This window comes from Pseudomonas sp. GW822-FHT03F08, assembly GCF_058801265.1.
Map to the genome: position 1 here is coordinate 34,011 of NZ_JBXANC010000001.1, position 15,846 is coordinate 49,856.

Below are 15,846 nucleotides of genomic sequence, written 5' to 3' on the forward strand. Positions count from 1 at the left end.
TTTTTCAGACCATCGAGAGGCGTGCGGCCCACACCGCGGGCAGATGGCACGCAGGAAGCCCGGACTAATAAGATGGCATTGAAATCCCCCGCGTTTCGTAAAAAATTTCCGTTGTTGGTAACCGGCAGTCTGCTGGCTATGCAACCTCTGGCCAGTTCATTCGTTGTCGCCGCCGAGCAGTATGACTGCGCCGTCTCGGCTACGGGCGGCTGGGCCTGTTCGCCAAAGACGTCGGCGGCTGCATTGCCACCGCGTCCGGTGCATGACGGCAGTGCCGTCAGCGCCACCGGCGAAACCCCGGCCGAGAACGGCAGCGTTTCGGACTCCGGTCCCAAACCCGTGCTGGTCACCGAGTCCAAGGGCCGTGGCCTGAAATCCCGTAGCGAAGACTACAGTCACCTCGACTGGGTTCCGCGCGAGAAGCTCACCGCCGCCCAACTGGCCGAGACAGGTCCTTACTGCTCTGGTTCCTATATCGAACCAATTCGTCCTGGCATGAATGACAAGACGAATAAAAGTGACGCCCCGACCTTCATCGGCGCGAAAGCCTCGCGCTATAACACCGAAGATCAGGTCGGCACGCTGGCCGGTGACGTGGTTCTGCGTCAGGGCAGCATGCAGGTCGAGTCCCAGGAAGCGAGCCTCTATCAGGCCGAGAGCCGCGCCGAACTCAAGGGCGACGTGCGCATCCGCGACAATGGCGCGCTGATCGTCGGCGACCACGCCGATGTGCAGCTCGACACCGGTGAAGCGAAAGTCGACAACGCCGAATACGTGATGCACAAGTCGCGCATCCGCGGTAACGCGCTGTACGCCAAGCGCGCCGAGAACGCGATCATCCGCTTGAAGGACGGCACGTACACCACGTGCGAACCGAACAGCAACGCCTGGCAGCTCAAGGGCAACAACATTACCCTGAACCCTGCCACCGGCTTCGGTACCGCGACCAACGTGACACTGCGGGTCAAGGACATTCCGATCCTGTACACCCCGTACATCTATTTCCCGATCGACGACCGTCGTCAGTCGGGCTTCCTGCCGCCGACCATCGGCACCGGCAGCGACACCGGCTTCATGCTGGTCACCCCGTACTACTTCAACCTGGCACCGAACTACGATGCCACGTTGTACCCGCGCTACATGAGCAAGCGCGGCATGTTGGTGGAAGGCGAATTCCGTTATCTGACCAAATCCAGCGAAGGTCAGTTCGGCGCCGCGTACCTCAACGACGAAGACACCGATCGCAGCAAGCAGACCGATTACGAAAAAAATCGCTACATGTACAACTGGCAACACAAGGGCGGTCTCGACTCCCGCGTGTTCACCCAGGTTGACTACACCAAGATCAGCGATCCGTACTACTTCCAGGACCTGACCACCGACCAGATCGGCGTGAAGAGCCAGGACTTCGTGAATCAGCAGGGTCTGGTTGCCTACCGTGGCGATAACTACACCGCCATCCTGAATGCTCAGCAGTATCAGCTGGCAACCGTTTCGAACATCACACCTTACGGGCGCCTGCCGCAGATCACCTTCAATGGCAAACTGCCGTACCACCCGGAAGGCCTGAACTTCGATTACGAGACCGAACTCGTTCGCTTTGACCGCGATCTGAAAACCGGTGACTTCGTCAACGAAGACGGCACTGTCTCGCCGCGCCTGGATACCAACGTGACCGGCCTGGCTCGTGCCAACGGTGATCGCCTGAATCTGAAGCCTGGCGTCAGCCTGCCGCTGAACTGGACGTATGGCTTCCTCAAGCCATCGCTCAAGTACCAGTACACCCAGTACCAACTGGACCTGGACGGCCAGGGCAAAAGCGACATCGTTGCCCAGAAGGCATTCGCTGCAGCGAACGGCGCCCGATACGTCAACGGTAATTTTGGCAGCAACCAAAACCGTGGCGTGCCGATCGCCAGCATCGACAGCGGCCTGTACTTCGACCGCAACACGTCGTTCTTTGGCAAGAACTACCGCCAGACCCTGGAACCGCGTCTGTTCTACCTCTATGTACCTGAGGTGGATCAAGAAGACATCCCAGTGTTCGACACCAGCGAATACACCTTCAACTATTCCTCGCTGTTCCGTGACAACCGTTTCTCCGGTTCCGACCGGGTCGGCGACGAGAACAAGCTTTCGTTGGGTGTAACCAGCCGCTGGATCGAAGACGACGGCTTCGAACGTCAACGTATCAGTGTCGGCCAGGCCTTGTACTTCAAGGATCGCGAAGTCCAACTGCCAGGTATCGATCCAAAGACCCGCGACGATGCGCATTCCAACGTTTCGCCTTATGCGCTGGAATACGAATATCGCTGGAACCGCGACTGGCGCACCACTGCCGACTACAACTGGGATCCGGACAGCCGCAGCCCACGTTCCGGCAGCGCGATGTTCCACTACCAGCCTGAAGACAACCCGAACAAGGTGGTCAACCTCGGTTATCGCTATCGCAACGACCAGGTTCGTTACGACCAGAACACCGGCAAATGGTCGGTGGGTGGTGGCGACTACGGCACCCCGGGCCAGCCTGGCTACGTGAAGGACTACTACAAGATCCAGCAGCATGACTTCTCGGTCATCTGGCCGATCGTTCCACAGTGGAGCGCAATCAGCCGCTGGCAGTACGACTACAACCGCAACCGTACACTGGAAGCCTTCGGTGGTTTCGAGTACGACAACTGCTGCTGGAAACTGCGCCTGATCAACCGTTACTGGGTTTCCTACGACGAGTTCAGTCAGGAAGCTCCGCAAAACGAAAAAGGCGACCACGGCGTCTTCCTACAAATTGTTCTGAAGGGACTCGGCGGCCTCACTGGCGCCAAGGTAGAGAGCTTCCTCGACAAAGGCATCCAAGGTTATCGTCAACGTGAAGACCAAGCTTTCTGATTGTCTGCGCCCGCTGATGCTGGGCGCGCTGTTCCTGGGTACCGCGGCCAACGCCGCGGTGCAGTCCATCGATAAAGTGGTGGCCATCGTCGACAACGACGTGGTCATGCAGAGCCAGCTGGATCAACGCGTCCACGAAGTTCAGCAAACCATCGCCAAGCGCGGTGGCGGCTTGCCGCCTCCGGGCGTACTGGACCAACAGGTGCTCGAGCGCCTGATCGTCGAAAACCTGCAACTGCAGATCGGCGAACGTTCCGGTATCCGCATCACCGATGAAGAACTGAACCAGGCTGTCGGCACCATTGCCCAGCGCAACAACATGACTGTCGATCAGTTCCGCGCAGCCCTGGCTCACGACGGCCTGAGTTACGAAGGCGCCCGTGAGCAGATCCGCAAGGAAATGGTCATCAGCCGCGTGCGTCAGCGCCGTGTTGCAGAACGCATTCAGGTATCGGAGCAGGAAGTGAAGAACTTCCTCGCCTCCGACCTGGGCAAGATGCAACTGTCCGAAGAGCTGCACCTGGCCAACATCCTGATCCCGACCCCGGAAAGCGCCAACTCTGAAGCAATTCAGAGCGCTGCACGTCAGGCGATGGAGGTTTATCAGCAACTCAAGCAAGGCGCCGATTTCGGTCAACTGGCCGTTGCCAAGTCCGGCAGCGACAACGCTCTGGAAGGCGGCGACATGGGCTGGCGTAAAGCTGCTCAACTGCCACCGCCGTTCGACCGCGAGTTGAGCAGCATGGCTGTCGGCGACATCACTCAGCCAGCACGCACTCCGGGTGGTTTCATCATCCTGAAGCTGCTGGAAAAACGCGGCGGCGAAAGCCAGATGCGCGATGAAGTGCATGTGCGCCACATCCTGGTCAAGCCAAGTCCGGTTCGCGACGAAGCAAAGACCAAGGAACTGGCTCAATCGCTCTATAACCGCATCTCGGCCGGTGAAGATTTCGCCGAACTGGCCAAGAAGTATTCGGAAGACCCAGGCTCTGCCCTCAACGGCGGCGACCTGAACTGGATCGACCCGAACGCACTGGTACCGGAATTCCGCGCCGTGATGGCCAAGTCCCCTCAGGGTCAGCTGTCCAAGCCATTCCAGACCCAGTACGGCTGGCACGTTCTGGAAGTCCTTGGTCGTCGCGCCACTGACAGCACCGAACAGGCCCGTGAGCAGCAAGCCATGACCGTACTGCGCAACCGCAAATACGATGAAGAGCTGCAAACCTGGCTGCGTCAGATCCGTGACGAAGCGTACGTAGAGATCAAACTCCCTGGTGCAGACCAGGCAGCGCAGTGAAACCCAAGCGTTTCGCGCTGACACCCGGCGAACCAGCCGGCATCGGTCCCGACCTGTGCCTGCTGCTCGCCTCGCAAGCCCAGCCACATCCCCTGATTGCCATCACCAGCCGCGACCTGCTCCAAGAGCGGGCCGCGCAGCTGGGGCTGGCCGTCAGTCTGCTGCCTGTGTCGCCCGGTCAATGGCCGGATCTTCCGGCGCCGGCCGACAGCCTTTATGTCTGGGACACCCCGCTCAGCGCCCCCGTGGTCGCCGGGCAACTGGATAAGGCCAACGCCGCATTCGTCCTTGAAACCCTGACCCGCGCCGGCAATGGCTGTCTGAACGGCGATTTCGCCGGAATGATTACCGCCCCGGTGCACAAGGGCGTGATCAACGAATCGGGCATCGCTTTTTCCGGCCACACCGAATTCCTCGCCGACCTGACCCACACCGCCCAGGTCGTGATGATGCTCGCTACCCGCGGTTTGCGCGTGGCGCTGGTCACCACTCACCTGCCCCTGCGCGACATCGCCGATGCGATCACGCCGGAGCGACTGGAACGGGTCACGCGAATTCTGCACGCCGACCTGCAAGACAAATTCGGCATCGCCCAACCGCGCATCCTGGTCTGCGGACTCAACCCGCACGCCGGTGAAGGTGGACACCTGGGCCATGAAGAAATCGACATCATCGAACCCACATTGGAGCGCCTGCGCGGCGAGGGCATGGACCTTCGTGGCCCGCTGCCTGCCGACACTCTGTTTACCCCCAAATATCTGGAGCACTGCGACGCAGTGCTGGCGATGTACCACGACCAGGGCCTGCCCGTGCTCAAGTACAAAGGCTTCGGCGCTGCAGTCAACGTGACCCTGGGCCTGCCGATCATCCGCACCTCCGTCGACCACGGCACCGCCCTGGATCTGGCCGGTAGCGGCAAGATCGACACCGGCAGCCTGCAGGTCGCCCTGGAAACCGCCTACCAGATGGCCGAGACCCGTTTATGACCGAGCAATACCAACACAAGGCGCGCAAACGCTTTGGCCAGAACTTCCTGCACGATGCCGGCGTCATCGACCGCATCCTGCGCTCCATCAGCGCCAAGCCTGACGACCGGATGCTGGAAATCGGCCCGGGCCAGGGTGCATTGACCGCAGGCCTGCTGAACAGCGGTGCACAACTCGACGTGGTGGAACTGGACAAGGACCTGATCCCGATCCTCAACCAGCAGTTCGCCGGCAAGAGCAACTTCAACCTGCATCAGGGCGATGCGCTGAAGTTCGACTTCAATACCCTGAACGCCGCACCGAACAGCCTGCGCGTGGTCGGCAACCTGCCGTACAACATCTCCACGCCGCTGATTTTTCACCTGCTGAACAACGCCGGCATCATCCGCGACATGCACTTCATGCTGCAGAAGGAAGTGGTTGAGCGTCTCGCCGCAGGTCCGGGTGGTGGTGACTGGGGCCGTCTGTCGATCATGGTTCAGTACCATTGCCGGGTCGAACACCTGTTCAACGTCGGCCCGGGTGCTTTCAACCCGCCGCCGAAGGTCGACTCGGCCATCGTCCGCCTGGTGCCGCACGCGGTACTGCCGCACCCGGCCAAGGACCATCGCCTGCTGGAGCGCGTCGTGCGCGAAGCCTTCAACCAGCGCCGCAAGACCTTGCGCAACACCCTCAAGCAATTGCTGAGCAACGCTGAAATCGAAGCCGCCGGCGTCGATGGCAGTCTGCGCCCCGAGCAGCTTGACCTGGCGGCATTCGTGCGCCTGGCCGACAAGCTCGCCGAACAGCCCGCACCAACACCCGCTGCCGACTGACAGGCAAGCATTGCGCTCGGGCAGGACACCGCTCTGGTCTCCTGCCCGATACTTGCCTAGACTCAACCCATCGGCGACACCCCGCGTTCCGCTTTGTCCTTAAGGCCTTTTGCATGTCTGATCCTCGTTATCAGGTCGATGTCAGTGTCGTAACTCACTATCTGGCAGACCAATCGCAACCCGAGCACGACCGCTTTGCCTTCGCCTACACCATCACCGTGCAGAACAATGGCGAGCAGTCAGCCCGACTGATCTCCCGGCATTGGGTGATCACCGATGGCGACGGTCATGTCGAAGAGGTGCGCGGCGCCGGCGTGGTGGGCCAACAGCCACTGATCGACGCGGGAAAAAGCCACACCTACAGCAGCGGCACGGTCATGACCACCAAGGTCGGCACCATGCAGGGCAGCTATGAAATGGTCGCCAGCGACGGCAAGCATTTCGACGCAATCATCAAACCCTTCCGCCTCGCCGTTCCCGGAGCCCTGCACTAATGGCGACGTATGCCGTCGGCGACCTGCAAGGCTGCCTCGAACCGCTCAAGTGCCTGCTCAAGCAGGTTGCGTTCGACCCGGCAGTGGATCGGTTGTGGCTGGTGGGTGACCTGGTAAACCGTGGCCCGCAATCGCTGGAAACCCTGCGTTTCCTTTATGGCATGCGTGAATCGCTGGTCTGCGTACTCGGCAACCACGACCTGCACCTGCTGGCAGCGGCGAAAAACATCGAGCGGATGAAGAAGTCCGACACGCTGCGCGAGATTCTCGCAGCGCCGGACTGCGCCGAACTGATGGAATGGCTGCGCCAGCAGAAACTCATGCACTACGACGAGCAACGTGAAGTCGCCATGGTGCACGCCGGCATTGCACCGCAATGGTCGCTGCGCAAGGCACTGAAGTACGCCGAGGAAGTCGAAACCGCATTACGCGACGACAACCTGTTCCCGGCCTTCCTTGACGGCATGTATGGCAACGAGCCGGCGAAGTGGGACAGCGAGCTCAAAGGCGTCACCCGCCTTCGGGTCATCACCAACTATTTCACGCGCATGCGTTTCTGCACCGCTGAGGGCAAGCTCGACCTCAAGAGCAAGGAAGGCCTCGACACCGCGCCACCGGGCTACAAGCCCTGGTTCCAACACAAGGAGCGCAAGACCCGTGGCCTGCGAATCATTTTCGGCCACTGGGCGGCGCTGGAAGGCAATGTCCATGAACCCGGCATTTCAGCCCTCGACACCGGTTGCGTGTGGGGCGGCAGCCTGACCCTGATGAACGTCGACAGCTTTGAACGGCTGTCGTGCAAATGCGACGAACACGGCGGCGTCCTGCCCCCGGTCGCGCCATTGATCACCGAATCCTCGCCAGTCAGCGCTGCGCGTTAGACTGCGTTTTCAGCCGAGCCACAGGAACCCGCCATGAGCGAATTCAAACGTATCCCCCCAGAACAGGCCCAGGCCCTGCGCGAGCAAGGTGCCGTGGTGGTCGACGTCCGTGACCCAGCCACATTCGCGGCGCTGCACATCAGCGGCTCGAAGCATCTGGACAATCATTCCCTGCACGCCTTCATCCAGGGGGCCGACCTCGATGCTCCGACCGTCGTGGTCTGCTATCACGGCAACTCGAGCCAGGGTGCCGCGGCGTATCTCGTGAGCCAGGGCTTCTCCGACGTCTACAGCATGGACGGTGGCTTCGAGCTATGGCGTACGACTTTTCCTTCGGAAACCGCGCAAGGCACCTCCGAATAATTTTTTTGTAACGTGCAAGCCCCGGCTCCCGTGGGCTCGCGCGGTGGCAGACGAACGGTCTGCCACAACTAATTACGTATCTCGCCTTTACCTCCTGAATTCCCAACTATCCTTAAGCCCAGGCCATCCAAAACAGGGGAGAGCCGGTACACCGGCGCACGGGTCATCGGGAGTGACTTTCGCGGTTGTCGATCGCGGAGGGGTTCTGGGGGGTAAACAACAGCTGCCTTAGCGGCTGCTTGCCAGCATCGACTGAGTGATCCGGCGTCGGCTCCACGTATCGAGCGAGGTGACGTCATGAGTATCTTTAGCCACTTCCAACAACGCTTCGAGTCCACACGCCAGGAAGAACTCTCGCTGCAAGAGTACCTGGAGCTGTGCAAGAAAGACCGTAGCGCCTACGCTTCCGCTGCCGAACGTCTGTTAATGGCCATCGGCGAACCGGAGCTGCTCGACACCTCGACCAACTCGAGGCTGTCGCGAATCTTCTCGAACAAGGTGATCCGCCGCTATCCGGCCTTTGAAGACTTCCACGGGATGGAAGAATGCATCGACCAGATCGTGTCGTATTTCCGCCATGCCGCCCAGGGCCTCGAGGAGAAGAAACAGATCCTCTACCTGCTCGGCCCCGTCGGTGGTGGTAAATCCTCCCTGGCCGAGAAGCTGAAACAACTCATGGAAAGAGTGCCTTTCTATGCCATCAAGGGTTCACCGGTTTTCGAATCTCCCCTGGGTCTGTTCAACGCCACCGAAGATGGCGCGATCCTCGAAGAAGACTTCGGCATTCCCCGGCGCTACCTGAACACCATCATGTCGCCATGGGCGACCAAGCGCCTGGCCGAATTCGGCGGCGACATCAGCCAGTTCCGCGTGGTCAAGCTCTACCCGTCGATCCTCAACCAGATCGCCGTGGCCAAGACCGAACCCGGTGACGAGAACAACCAGGACATCTCGGCGCTGGTCGGCAAGGTCGACATCCGCAAACTCGAGGAATATCCGCAGAACGACGCCGATGCCTACAGCTACTCGGGCGCGCTGTGCCGGGCCAACCAGGGTCTGATGGAATTCGTCGAAATGTTCAAGGCACCGATCAAGGTGCTGCACCCGTTGCTGACCGCCACTCAGGAAGGCAACTACAACAGTACCGAAGGCCTCGGCGCGATTCCGTTCACCGGGATCCTGCTGGCCCACTCCAACGAATCGGAGTGGCACACCTTCCGCAACAACAAGAACAACGAAGCCTTCATCGACCGGATCTACATCGTCAAAGTACCGTACTGCCTGCGGGTCAGCGACGAAGTGAAGATCTACGACAAACTGCTGTTCAACAGTTCCCTGGCCAAGGCCCATTGCGCGCCGGACACCCTCAAGATGCTGGCGCAGTTCACCGTGCTGTCACGCTTGAAGGAGCCGGAAAACTCCAACATCTACTCCAAGATGCGGGTGTACGACGGCGAAAATCTCAAGGACACCGATCCAAAGGCCAAGTCGATCCAGGAATATCGCGACTCGGCGGGCGTCGACGAAGGCATGAACGGTCTGTCGACCCGGTTCGCGTTCAAGATCCTGTCCAAGGTCTTCAACTTCGACCCGCATGAAATCGCCGCCAACCCGGTGCACCTGCTCTATGTGCTGGAACAGCAGATCGAACAGGAACAGTTCCAGGCCGAAACCCGCGAGCGCTATCTGCGCTACCTGAAGGAATACCTGGCGCCGCGTTATATCGAATTCATCGGCAAGGAAATCCAGACCGCCTACCTCGAGTCTTACAGCGAGTACGGCCAGAACATCTTCGACCGCTACGTGCTGTATGCGGACTTCTGGATTCAGGATCAGGAATACCGCGATCCGGAAACCGGCGAGATCCTCAACCGCGTCGCCCTCAACGAGGAACTGGAAAAAATCGAGAAACCGGCCGGCATCAGCAATCCGAAGGATTTCCGCAACGAAATCGTCAACTTCGTACTGCGCGCCCGGGCCAACAACAACGGCAAGAACCCGACCTGGCTCAGCTACGAAAAACTGCGGGTGGTCATCGAGAAGAAAATGTTCTCGAACACCGAGGATCTGCTGCCGGTCATCAGCTTCAATGCCAAGGCCAGCAAAGAGGATCAGCAGAAACACAACGACTTCGTTACACGAATGGTCGAACGCGGCTACACCGACAAACAGGTACGACTGCTCTCCGAGTGGTATCTGCGGGTCAGAAAATCACAGTAAACCGCGGCCGGTCAGACCGGTTGTCGTCAGCCCGAGGCTTGTGTGCACATTTTCTGCTACACAGGCCTCTGGAAGGTGTTCGAAAGGCGGTAGCGAGGTTCAGGCAGCACCCAAAGCGCTTGGGGGAGCGTGTGCGTCCCTTGGCATTCGGTTCAACGCTGCATGACCGCTCGCCCCTTTGCAGGACAGCTTCTAAGGAGCAGTCATGAGCTATGTGATCGACCGACGTCTCAATGGCAAGAACAAGAGCACGGTGAACCGTCAGCGCTTCCTGCGGCGTTACCGTGACCACATCAAGAAGGCTGTCGAAGAGGCGGTCAGCCGGCGCTCCATCACCGACATGGAGCACGGCGAGCAAATCAGCATTCCCGGTCGCGACATCGACGAACCGGTGCTTCACCACGGCCGTGGCGGCAAGCAGACCGTGGTTCACCCCGGCAACAAGGAATTCACCGCAGGCGAACACATCGCCCGCCCACCGGGAGGCGGCGGCGGTCGCGGACCGGGCAAGGCCGGCAACTCCGGCGAAGGCATGGATGAATTCGTCTTCCAGATCACCCAGGAAGAATTCCTCGAATTCATGTTCGAGGACCTCGAACTGCCCAACCTGGTCAAACGCAACCTGAGCGGCACCGATACCTTCAAGACCGTCCGCGCCGGGATCAGCAACGAGGGCAACCCGTCCCGGATCAACATCATTCGCACACTGCGCTCGGCCCACGCCCGGCGAATCGCGCTGTCCGGCAGCAGCCGCGCCAAACTGCGCGAAGCCAAGGAAGAACTGGCCCGCCTGAAACGCGAAGAACCGGACAACTTCGGCGATATCCAGAATCTCGAAGCCGAAATCGAAAAACTCAGCGCACGTATCCACCGTGTGCCGTTCCTCGACACCTTCGACCTCAAGTACAACCTGCTGATCAAGCAACCGAACCCTAGCTCCAAAGCTGTAATGTTCTGCCTGATGGACGTTTCCGGCTCCATGACCCAGGCGACCAAGGACATCGCCAAACGCTTCTTCATCCTGCTGTACCTGTTCCTCAAGCGGAACTACGACAAGATCGACGTCGTGTTCATCCGCCACCACACCAGCGCACGGGAAGTGGACGAAGAAGAGTTTTTCTATTCGCGGGAAACCGGCGGCACCATCGTTTCCAGCGCACTGAAACTGATGCAGGAGATCATGGCCGAGCGCTACCCGAGCAACGAATGGAACATCTACGCCGCACAGGCTTCCGACGGCGACAACTGGAACGACGACTCGCCGATCTGCCGCGACATCCTGATCAATCAGATCATGCCGTTTGTGCAGTACTACACTTACGTAGAGATCACCCCGCGCGAACATCAGGCCCTGTGGTACGAGTACGAACGCATCGCCGAAGCCTTTTCTGACACTTTTGCCCAGCAGCAGCTGGTCTCGGCCGGAGATATCTATCCGGTCTTCCGTGAACTCTTCCAGCGCAGGTTAGTGACATGACCGCCAAAGAGCAGAAGCGCCAACCCATTTCCACCGGCTCCGAATGGACATTCGAGCTGATCCAGACCTACGACCGCGAAATTGCCCGGATCGCGGCCGGGTACGCCCTGGACACCTATCCCAACCAGATTGAAGTGATCACCGCCGAACAGATGATGGACGCCTATGCTTCGGTCGGCATGCCGCTGGGCTATCACCACTGGTCCTACGGCAAACACTTCCTCAGCACCGAGAAATCCTACAGTCGCGGGCAGATGGGGCTGGCCTACGAGATCGTGATCAACTCCGACCCGTGCATCGCCTACCTGATGGAGGAAAACACCATCTGCATGCAGGCGCTGGTGGTGGCCCATGCCTGCTACGGCCACAACAGCTTCTTCAAGGGCAACTACCTGTTCCGCACCTGGACCGATGCCAGCTCGATCATCGATTACCTGGTGTTCGCCAAGCAGTACATCATGCAATGCGAGGAGCGCCATGGCATCGACGCGGTCGAGGACCTGCTCGACTCCTGCCATGCCTTGATGAACTACGGCGTCGACCGCTACAAACGTCCGTACCCGATTTCCGCCGAGGAAGAGCGGCGCCGGCAGAAGGATCGCGAAGAACACCTGCAGAAACAGATCAACGACCTGTGGCGCACCATTCCCAAGGGCGCAGACAAATACAGCGACAAGGACAACGCACGCTTCCCGGCCGAGCCACAGGAAAACATCCTGTACTTCATCGAGAAACACGCGCCGCTGCTGGAGCCCTGGCAGCGGGAGATCGTGCGGATCGTGCGCAAGATCGCCCAGTATTTCTATCCACAGCGCCAGACCCAGGTGATGAACGAGGGCTGGGCAACCTTCTGGCACTACACGTTGATGAACGACCTGTACGACGAGGGTCTGGTCACCGACGGCTTCATGATGGAGTTCCTCACGTCTCACACCAGCGTGGTGTTCCAGCCAGGTTTCGACAGTCCCTACTACAATGGCATCAACCCTTACGCACTGGGTTTTGCCATGTACCGCGACATCCGGCGCATGTGCGAAGAACCGACGGAAGAAGACCGTCGCTGGTTCCCGGAAATCGCCGGCACCGACTGGCTGTCGACCATCAAGTTCGCCATGAGCAGCTTCAAGGACGAGAGTTTCATCCTGCAGTACCTGTCACCCAAGGTGATCCGCGACCTGAAACTGTTCAGCATCCTCGATGACGACCAGAAGGACGATCTGCTGGTGCCCGCCATTCATGACGAGGGCGGCTACCGGATCATCCGCGAGACCCTGGCCGCGCAGTACAACCTCGGCAACCGTGAACCGAACGTGCAGATCTACAGCATCGACCGGCGCGGCGACCGCTCACTGACCCTGCGTCACCAGCAGCACGACCGAAAACCGCTGGGCGACTCCACCGAAGAGGTACTCAAGCACCTGCACCGGTTGTGGGGTTTCGACATTCATCTGGAAACCCTGCAGGGCGACCAGATCATGAAAACCCACCACGTACCGCCCCGCAGCGAACACGGCGAGGGGGATTACGGTCGGCTCGATCTGGCCGTCATTCATCTTTGATCCCGTTCTGGCCTCCGAAAGTCCGGCGCAAGGGTTATCCTGTCGGGCCAACGGAGGTTTTTTATGCAGATTTACAAGGTCGGCGGCGCAGTACGTGATCGCCTGCTGGGCAAACCGGTCACCGACATCGATTGGGTGGTGGTCGGTGCCACCGCAGAAGAAATGCTCGCCAAAGGGTTTCGCCCGGTAGGCGCGGATTTCCCTGTGTTTCTTCACCCGAAAAGCGGCGAGGAGTACGCCCTCGCCCGCACCGAGCGCAAGAGCGGTCGCGGTTATGGCGGATTCACCTTTCACGCCAGTCCCGAGGTCACGCTCGAAGAAGACCTGATCCGTCGCGACCTCACGATCAACGCCATGGCCGAGGACGATCAGCAAAATCTGACCGACCCGTATCACGGCCAGCGCGATCTCGACGATCGAATCCTGCGTCACGTTTCCCCCGCGTTCGCCGAAGATCCCCTGCGAGTCTTGCGTGTTGCCCGCTTTGCAGCTCGTTACGCGGAACTCGGCTTCAAGGTCGCGCCCGAGACGCTGGAACTGATGCGCGAGCTCAGCGAATCCGGCGAACTGGAGGCACTGACCGCCGAACGCAGCTGGAAAGAGATTTCCCGCGCACTGATGGAAAATCAGCCGCAGGTGTTCATTCAGGTACTGCGCGATTGCGGCGCTCTGAAAGTACTGATGCCGGAAGTCGATGCCTTGTTCGGCGTACCGCAACCGGAAGCCCATCACCCGGAAATCGACAGCGGCATTCACACGCTGAGCGTGCTTGAGCAAGCCGCCCTGCACCAGCAACCGCTGACAGTGCGCTGGGCCTGCCTGCTGCACGACCTCGGCAAAGGTCTGACGCCGGAAGAGGAATGGCCGCGGCATATCGCCCATGAGCACAAAGGCCTGAAGCTGATCAAAGCCGTCAACGAGCGCTTCAAGGCACCGAAGGATTGTCAGGAACTGGCCTTGCTGGTCGGCCAGTACCACACCCACGGTCATCGCGCCCTGGAGCTGAAGGCGTCGACCTTGCTGGAATTGCTGCAGAGCTTTGATGTTTATCGCCGACCGCAGCGTTTCGAAGAATTTATCGTCGCGTGCGAGATGGATGCCCGAGGCCGCAAAGGACTTGAGCAGCGCAGTTATCCACAGGCGGATTACCTGCGCGGCGCAGCCAGCGCTGCTCGGGGCGTTGCGGTACAGCCGCTGCTGGAGAAGGGCTTCCAGGGCCCCGAACTGGGCGAAGCGCTCAAGCGCGAACGGCTCAAGGCGTTGAAGGCTTACAAGGAATCAGCGTCTTCCTGAGAACATCTGGAGCCATCGCGAGACTGCTCGCGATGGCTCCAGTCAGTTCAACAGATCTGAAGGCGTGAGCTGAATACCGCGCCATTCAAATCCGACCGGTGCCAACACCTGATCGATCTGCGCCTCGGCCCACAACGTGGCAAAACTTTTTCCCACGCCTGGATGTACACGATCCGGCGCAATCAGCGAAAGCGGCCACAGCACAAAGGCATTTTTCAGAATTTCGGCCCGGGGCAGGATCAGCCCGTCGAAATTGCCTGCCAGCTCGCCGTACAGCAAGACGTCGATATCCAGCGGCAGCCCCTTGCGATCCGGGGCATAACGACCGTTATCCGCCTCGATGAATTTCAGCCGACGATCCAGCTCCATCAACGGTAGATCGGTAAACGCCGAGACCACGAAGTTGTAGAAAGGCCCGCTCTTGATCCCCACCGGCTGGCTTTCGAACACCGCCGAACAGCGGATATCCACCAGAAAACCGGCCAGGGCATCCAGACCTGCGCGCAAATGGGTTTCGCGCTCGATATTGCTACCGAGCCCGAGATAGACCTGAGTCAGCGACATCCGCGCTCGATCTCCACGCCCACACCACCCTTGGCGGCCGGGACCGCGCCAGGCTTGGTCAGCTTCAGACGCACCCAGGTAATCTTGAATTCGTTCATCAGCACTTCGACCAGACGCTCGGCGAAGGTCTCGACCAGTTGATACTGGGATTGCTCGGCAAAGGCCTGGATCCGCGTGGAAACACTGGCGTAATCGAGTGCCAGGGTCAGGTCGTCACCGGCAGCAGCCGGGCGATTGTCCCAGGCGAAGCTCAGATCAAGGCGCAGGCACTGTCGGATGCCGCGCTCCCAGTCGTAGGCACCGATCACGGTGTCGACTTCCAGGCCCTCGATAAACACTCTGTCCAAGCACTTTTCTCCGCTGCACGACAAGGGCGCAATGCGCCGTTAGAATCAGGGCGTCCTCGCCCGGAATAGTTAGCATGTTTTGGTTACTGGCGATCCTCGCCTACCTGCTCGGCTCGCTGTCCTTCGCCATTCTGCTCAGCCGCCTGACCGGAAATCCGGACCCGCGAATGAGTGGCTCGGGTAATGCCGGTGCCACCAACATGCTGCGCCTGGCCGGTCGCAAACTCGCGATCCTGACCCTGCTGGGTGATCTGTGCAAAGGCCTGCTGCCGGTGCTGATCGCTTCGGCAGCGGGCCTTCCACTACAGGATCAGGCCTGGATCGGCGTCTGCGCCGTGATCGGTCACCTGTTCCCGCTGTACTTCCGTTTCCGCGGCGGCAAGGGCGTTGCCACGGCGGCCGGCATGCTGCTGGGCCTGTATCCGCCTGCCGCGTTGCTGGCCGTGTGTGCCTGGCTGCTGACGTTCTATCTGACCCGCACCAGCTCGCTGGCAGCGCTGATCGCCACGCCCCTGACCCTGCCATTACTGGCCTGGCAGGAACCGGAGGCGCTGCTGCCGATGAGCACGCTGACGCTGCTGATCGTCTGGCGCCACCGGGGCAATCTACGCGACCTGTTTGCCGGGCGCGAACGGCATTTTTAAATACCGCACGTGAGCGCCGC

The 15,846-nt window shown here is 60.1% G+C and carries 14 protein-coding genes; 12 read left to right on the forward strand and 2 right to left on the reverse strand.

Features of this window, described 5'->3' with window-relative positions; genetic code table 11:
• Positions 1–72 precede the first annotated feature (72 nt).
• The 11 genes from AC1RME_RS00170 (at position 73) to AC1RME_RS00220 (ending at position 14,271) form a co-directional block, all read left to right on the forward strand.
• Positions 73–2,886: an LPS-assembly protein LptD gene (locus AC1RME_RS00170; RefSeq protein WP_096817900.1), complete on the forward strand. Its 2,814-nt coding sequence runs from the start codon at positions 73–75 to the stop codon at positions 2,884–2,886.
• Positions 2,867–4,183 carry a peptidylprolyl isomerase SurA gene (gene surA, locus AC1RME_RS00175; protein WP_141401754.1) on the forward strand — a complete coding sequence of 439 codons (1,317 nt, stop codon included), beginning with the start codon at positions 2,867–2,869 and terminating at the stop codon, positions 4,181–4,183. Before AC1RME_RS00170 ends, surA begins: the two co-directional genes overlap by 20 nt.
• Positions 4,180–5,169: a 4-hydroxythreonine-4-phosphate dehydrogenase PdxA gene (pdxA, locus tag AC1RME_RS00180; protein ID WP_096817898.1), complete on the forward strand. Its 990-nt coding sequence runs from the start codon at positions 4,180–4,182 to the stop codon at positions 5,167–5,169. Before surA ends, pdxA begins: the two co-directional genes overlap by 4 nt.
• Entirely contained in the window at positions 5,166–5,984 is an 819-nt protein-coding gene (rsmA, locus tag AC1RME_RS00185) for a 16S rRNA (adenine(1518)-N(6)/adenine(1519)-N(6))-dimethyltransferase RsmA (RefSeq protein WP_096817896.1), read from the forward strand. The genes pdxA and rsmA overlap by 4 nt, the downstream gene beginning before the upstream one ends.
• A gap of 113 nt (positions 5,985–6,097) precedes the next feature.
• Positions 6,098–6,478, forward strand: a complete 381-nt coding sequence (gene apaG, locus AC1RME_RS00190; protein ID WP_493090196.1) for a Co2+/Mg2+ efflux protein ApaG — start codon at positions 6,098–6,100, stop codon at positions 6,476–6,478.
• Positions 6,478–7,359, forward strand: a complete 882-nt coding sequence (locus AC1RME_RS00195) for a symmetrical bis(5'-nucleosyl)-tetraphosphatase (protein WP_102619788.1) — start codon at positions 6,478–6,480, stop codon at positions 7,357–7,359. The genes apaG and AC1RME_RS00195 overlap by 1 nt, the downstream gene beginning before the upstream one ends.
• Before the next feature lie 33 nt (positions 7,360–7,392).
• Complete coding sequence (glpE, locus tag AC1RME_RS00200; RefSeq protein WP_007959911.1) at positions 7,393–7,722, forward strand: thiosulfate sulfurtransferase GlpE; 330 nt, start codon at positions 7,393–7,395, stop codon at positions 7,720–7,722.
• A gap of 297 nt (positions 7,723–8,019) precedes the next feature.
• The gene (locus AC1RME_RS00205; protein ID WP_096817891.1) at positions 8,020–9,942 is read left to right on the forward strand and encodes a PrkA family serine protein kinase; all 1,923 of its coding nucleotides are present in this window, start codon (positions 8,020–8,022) and stop codon (positions 9,940–9,942) included.
• A 205-nt stretch (positions 9,943–10,147) separates the two neighbouring features.
• Positions 10,148–11,419, forward strand: a complete 1,272-nt coding sequence (locus tag AC1RME_RS00210; protein WP_096817889.1) for a YeaH/YhbH family protein — start codon at positions 10,148–10,150, stop codon at positions 11,417–11,419.
• A complete protein-coding gene (locus AC1RME_RS00215) occupies positions 11,416–12,978 on the forward strand; it encodes a SpoVR family protein (protein ID WP_096817887.1) in 1,563 nt (520 codons plus the stop codon). The genes AC1RME_RS00210 and AC1RME_RS00215 overlap by 4 nt, the downstream gene beginning before the upstream one ends.
• A gap of 63 nt (positions 12,979–13,041) precedes the next feature.
• The gene (locus AC1RME_RS00220) at positions 13,042–14,271 is read left to right on the forward strand and encodes a multifunctional CCA addition/repair protein (RefSeq protein WP_096817886.1); all 1,230 of its coding nucleotides are present in this window, start codon (positions 13,042–13,044) and stop codon (positions 14,269–14,271) included.
• A 42-nt stretch (positions 14,272–14,313) separates the two neighbouring features.
• On the opposite strand, the gene folK is transcribed toward AC1RME_RS00220, so the two are convergent.
• Positions 14,314–14,835, reverse strand: coding sequence for a 2-amino-4-hydroxy-6-hydroxymethyldihydropteridine diphosphokinase (folK, locus tag AC1RME_RS00225; RefSeq protein ID WP_096817884.1), 522 nt, complete (start codon positions 14,833–14,835; stop codon positions 14,314–14,316).
• On the reverse strand, positions 14,826–15,182 hold the full coding sequence (gene folB / locus AC1RME_RS00230) for a dihydroneopterin aldolase (RefSeq protein WP_011336216.1): 357 nt from the start codon (positions 15,180–15,182) through the stop codon (positions 14,826–14,828). The genes folK and folB overlap by 10 nt, the downstream gene beginning before the upstream one ends.
• 74 nt (positions 15,183–15,256) lie before the next feature.
• On the opposite strand from folB, the gene plsY reads away from it, so the two are divergent.
• Complete coding sequence (plsY, locus tag AC1RME_RS00235) at positions 15,257–15,826, forward strand: glycerol-3-phosphate 1-O-acyltransferase PlsY (protein WP_096817882.1); 570 nt, start codon at positions 15,257–15,259, stop codon at positions 15,824–15,826.
• Positions 15,827–15,846 lie beyond the last annotated feature (20 nt).

Coding starts and splice junctions, on each gene's coding strand:
- AC1RME_RS00210 (WP_096817889.1), top strand. CDS start 10,148: ATGAGCTATGTGATCGACCGACGTCTCAATGGCAAGAACAAGAGCACG.
- AC1RME_RS00170 (WP_096817900.1), top strand. CDS start 73: ATGGCATTGAAATCCCCCGCGTTTCGTAAAAAATTTCCGTTGTTGGTA.
- glpE (WP_007959911.1), top strand. CDS start 7,393: ATGAGCGAATTCAAACGTATCCCCCCAGAACAGGCCCAGGCCCTGCGC.
- folK (WP_096817884.1), bottom strand. CDS start 14,835: ATGTCGCTGACTCAGGTCTATCTCGGGCTCGGTAGCAATATCGAGCGC.
- rsmA (WP_096817896.1), top strand. CDS start 5,166: ATGACCGAGCAATACCAACACAAGGCGCGCAAACGCTTTGGCCAGAAC.
- AC1RME_RS00220 (WP_096817886.1), top strand. CDS start 13,042: ATGCAGATTTACAAGGTCGGCGGCGCAGTACGTGATCGCCTGCTGGGC.
- AC1RME_RS00195 (WP_102619788.1), top strand. CDS start 6,478: ATGGCGACGTATGCCGTCGGCGACCTGCAAGGCTGCCTCGAACCGCTC.
- AC1RME_RS00205 (WP_096817891.1), top strand. CDS start 8,020: ATGAGTATCTTTAGCCACTTCCAACAACGCTTCGAGTCCACACGCCAG.
- plsY (WP_096817882.1), top strand. CDS start 15,257: ATGTTTTGGTTACTGGCGATCCTCGCCTACCTGCTCGGCTCGCTGTCC.
- AC1RME_RS00215 (WP_096817887.1), top strand. CDS start 11,416: ATGACCGCCAAAGAGCAGAAGCGCCAACCCATTTCCACCGGCTCCGAA.
- apaG (WP_493090196.1), top strand. CDS start 6,098: ATGTCTGATCCTCGTTATCAGGTCGATGTCAGTGTCGTAACTCACTAT.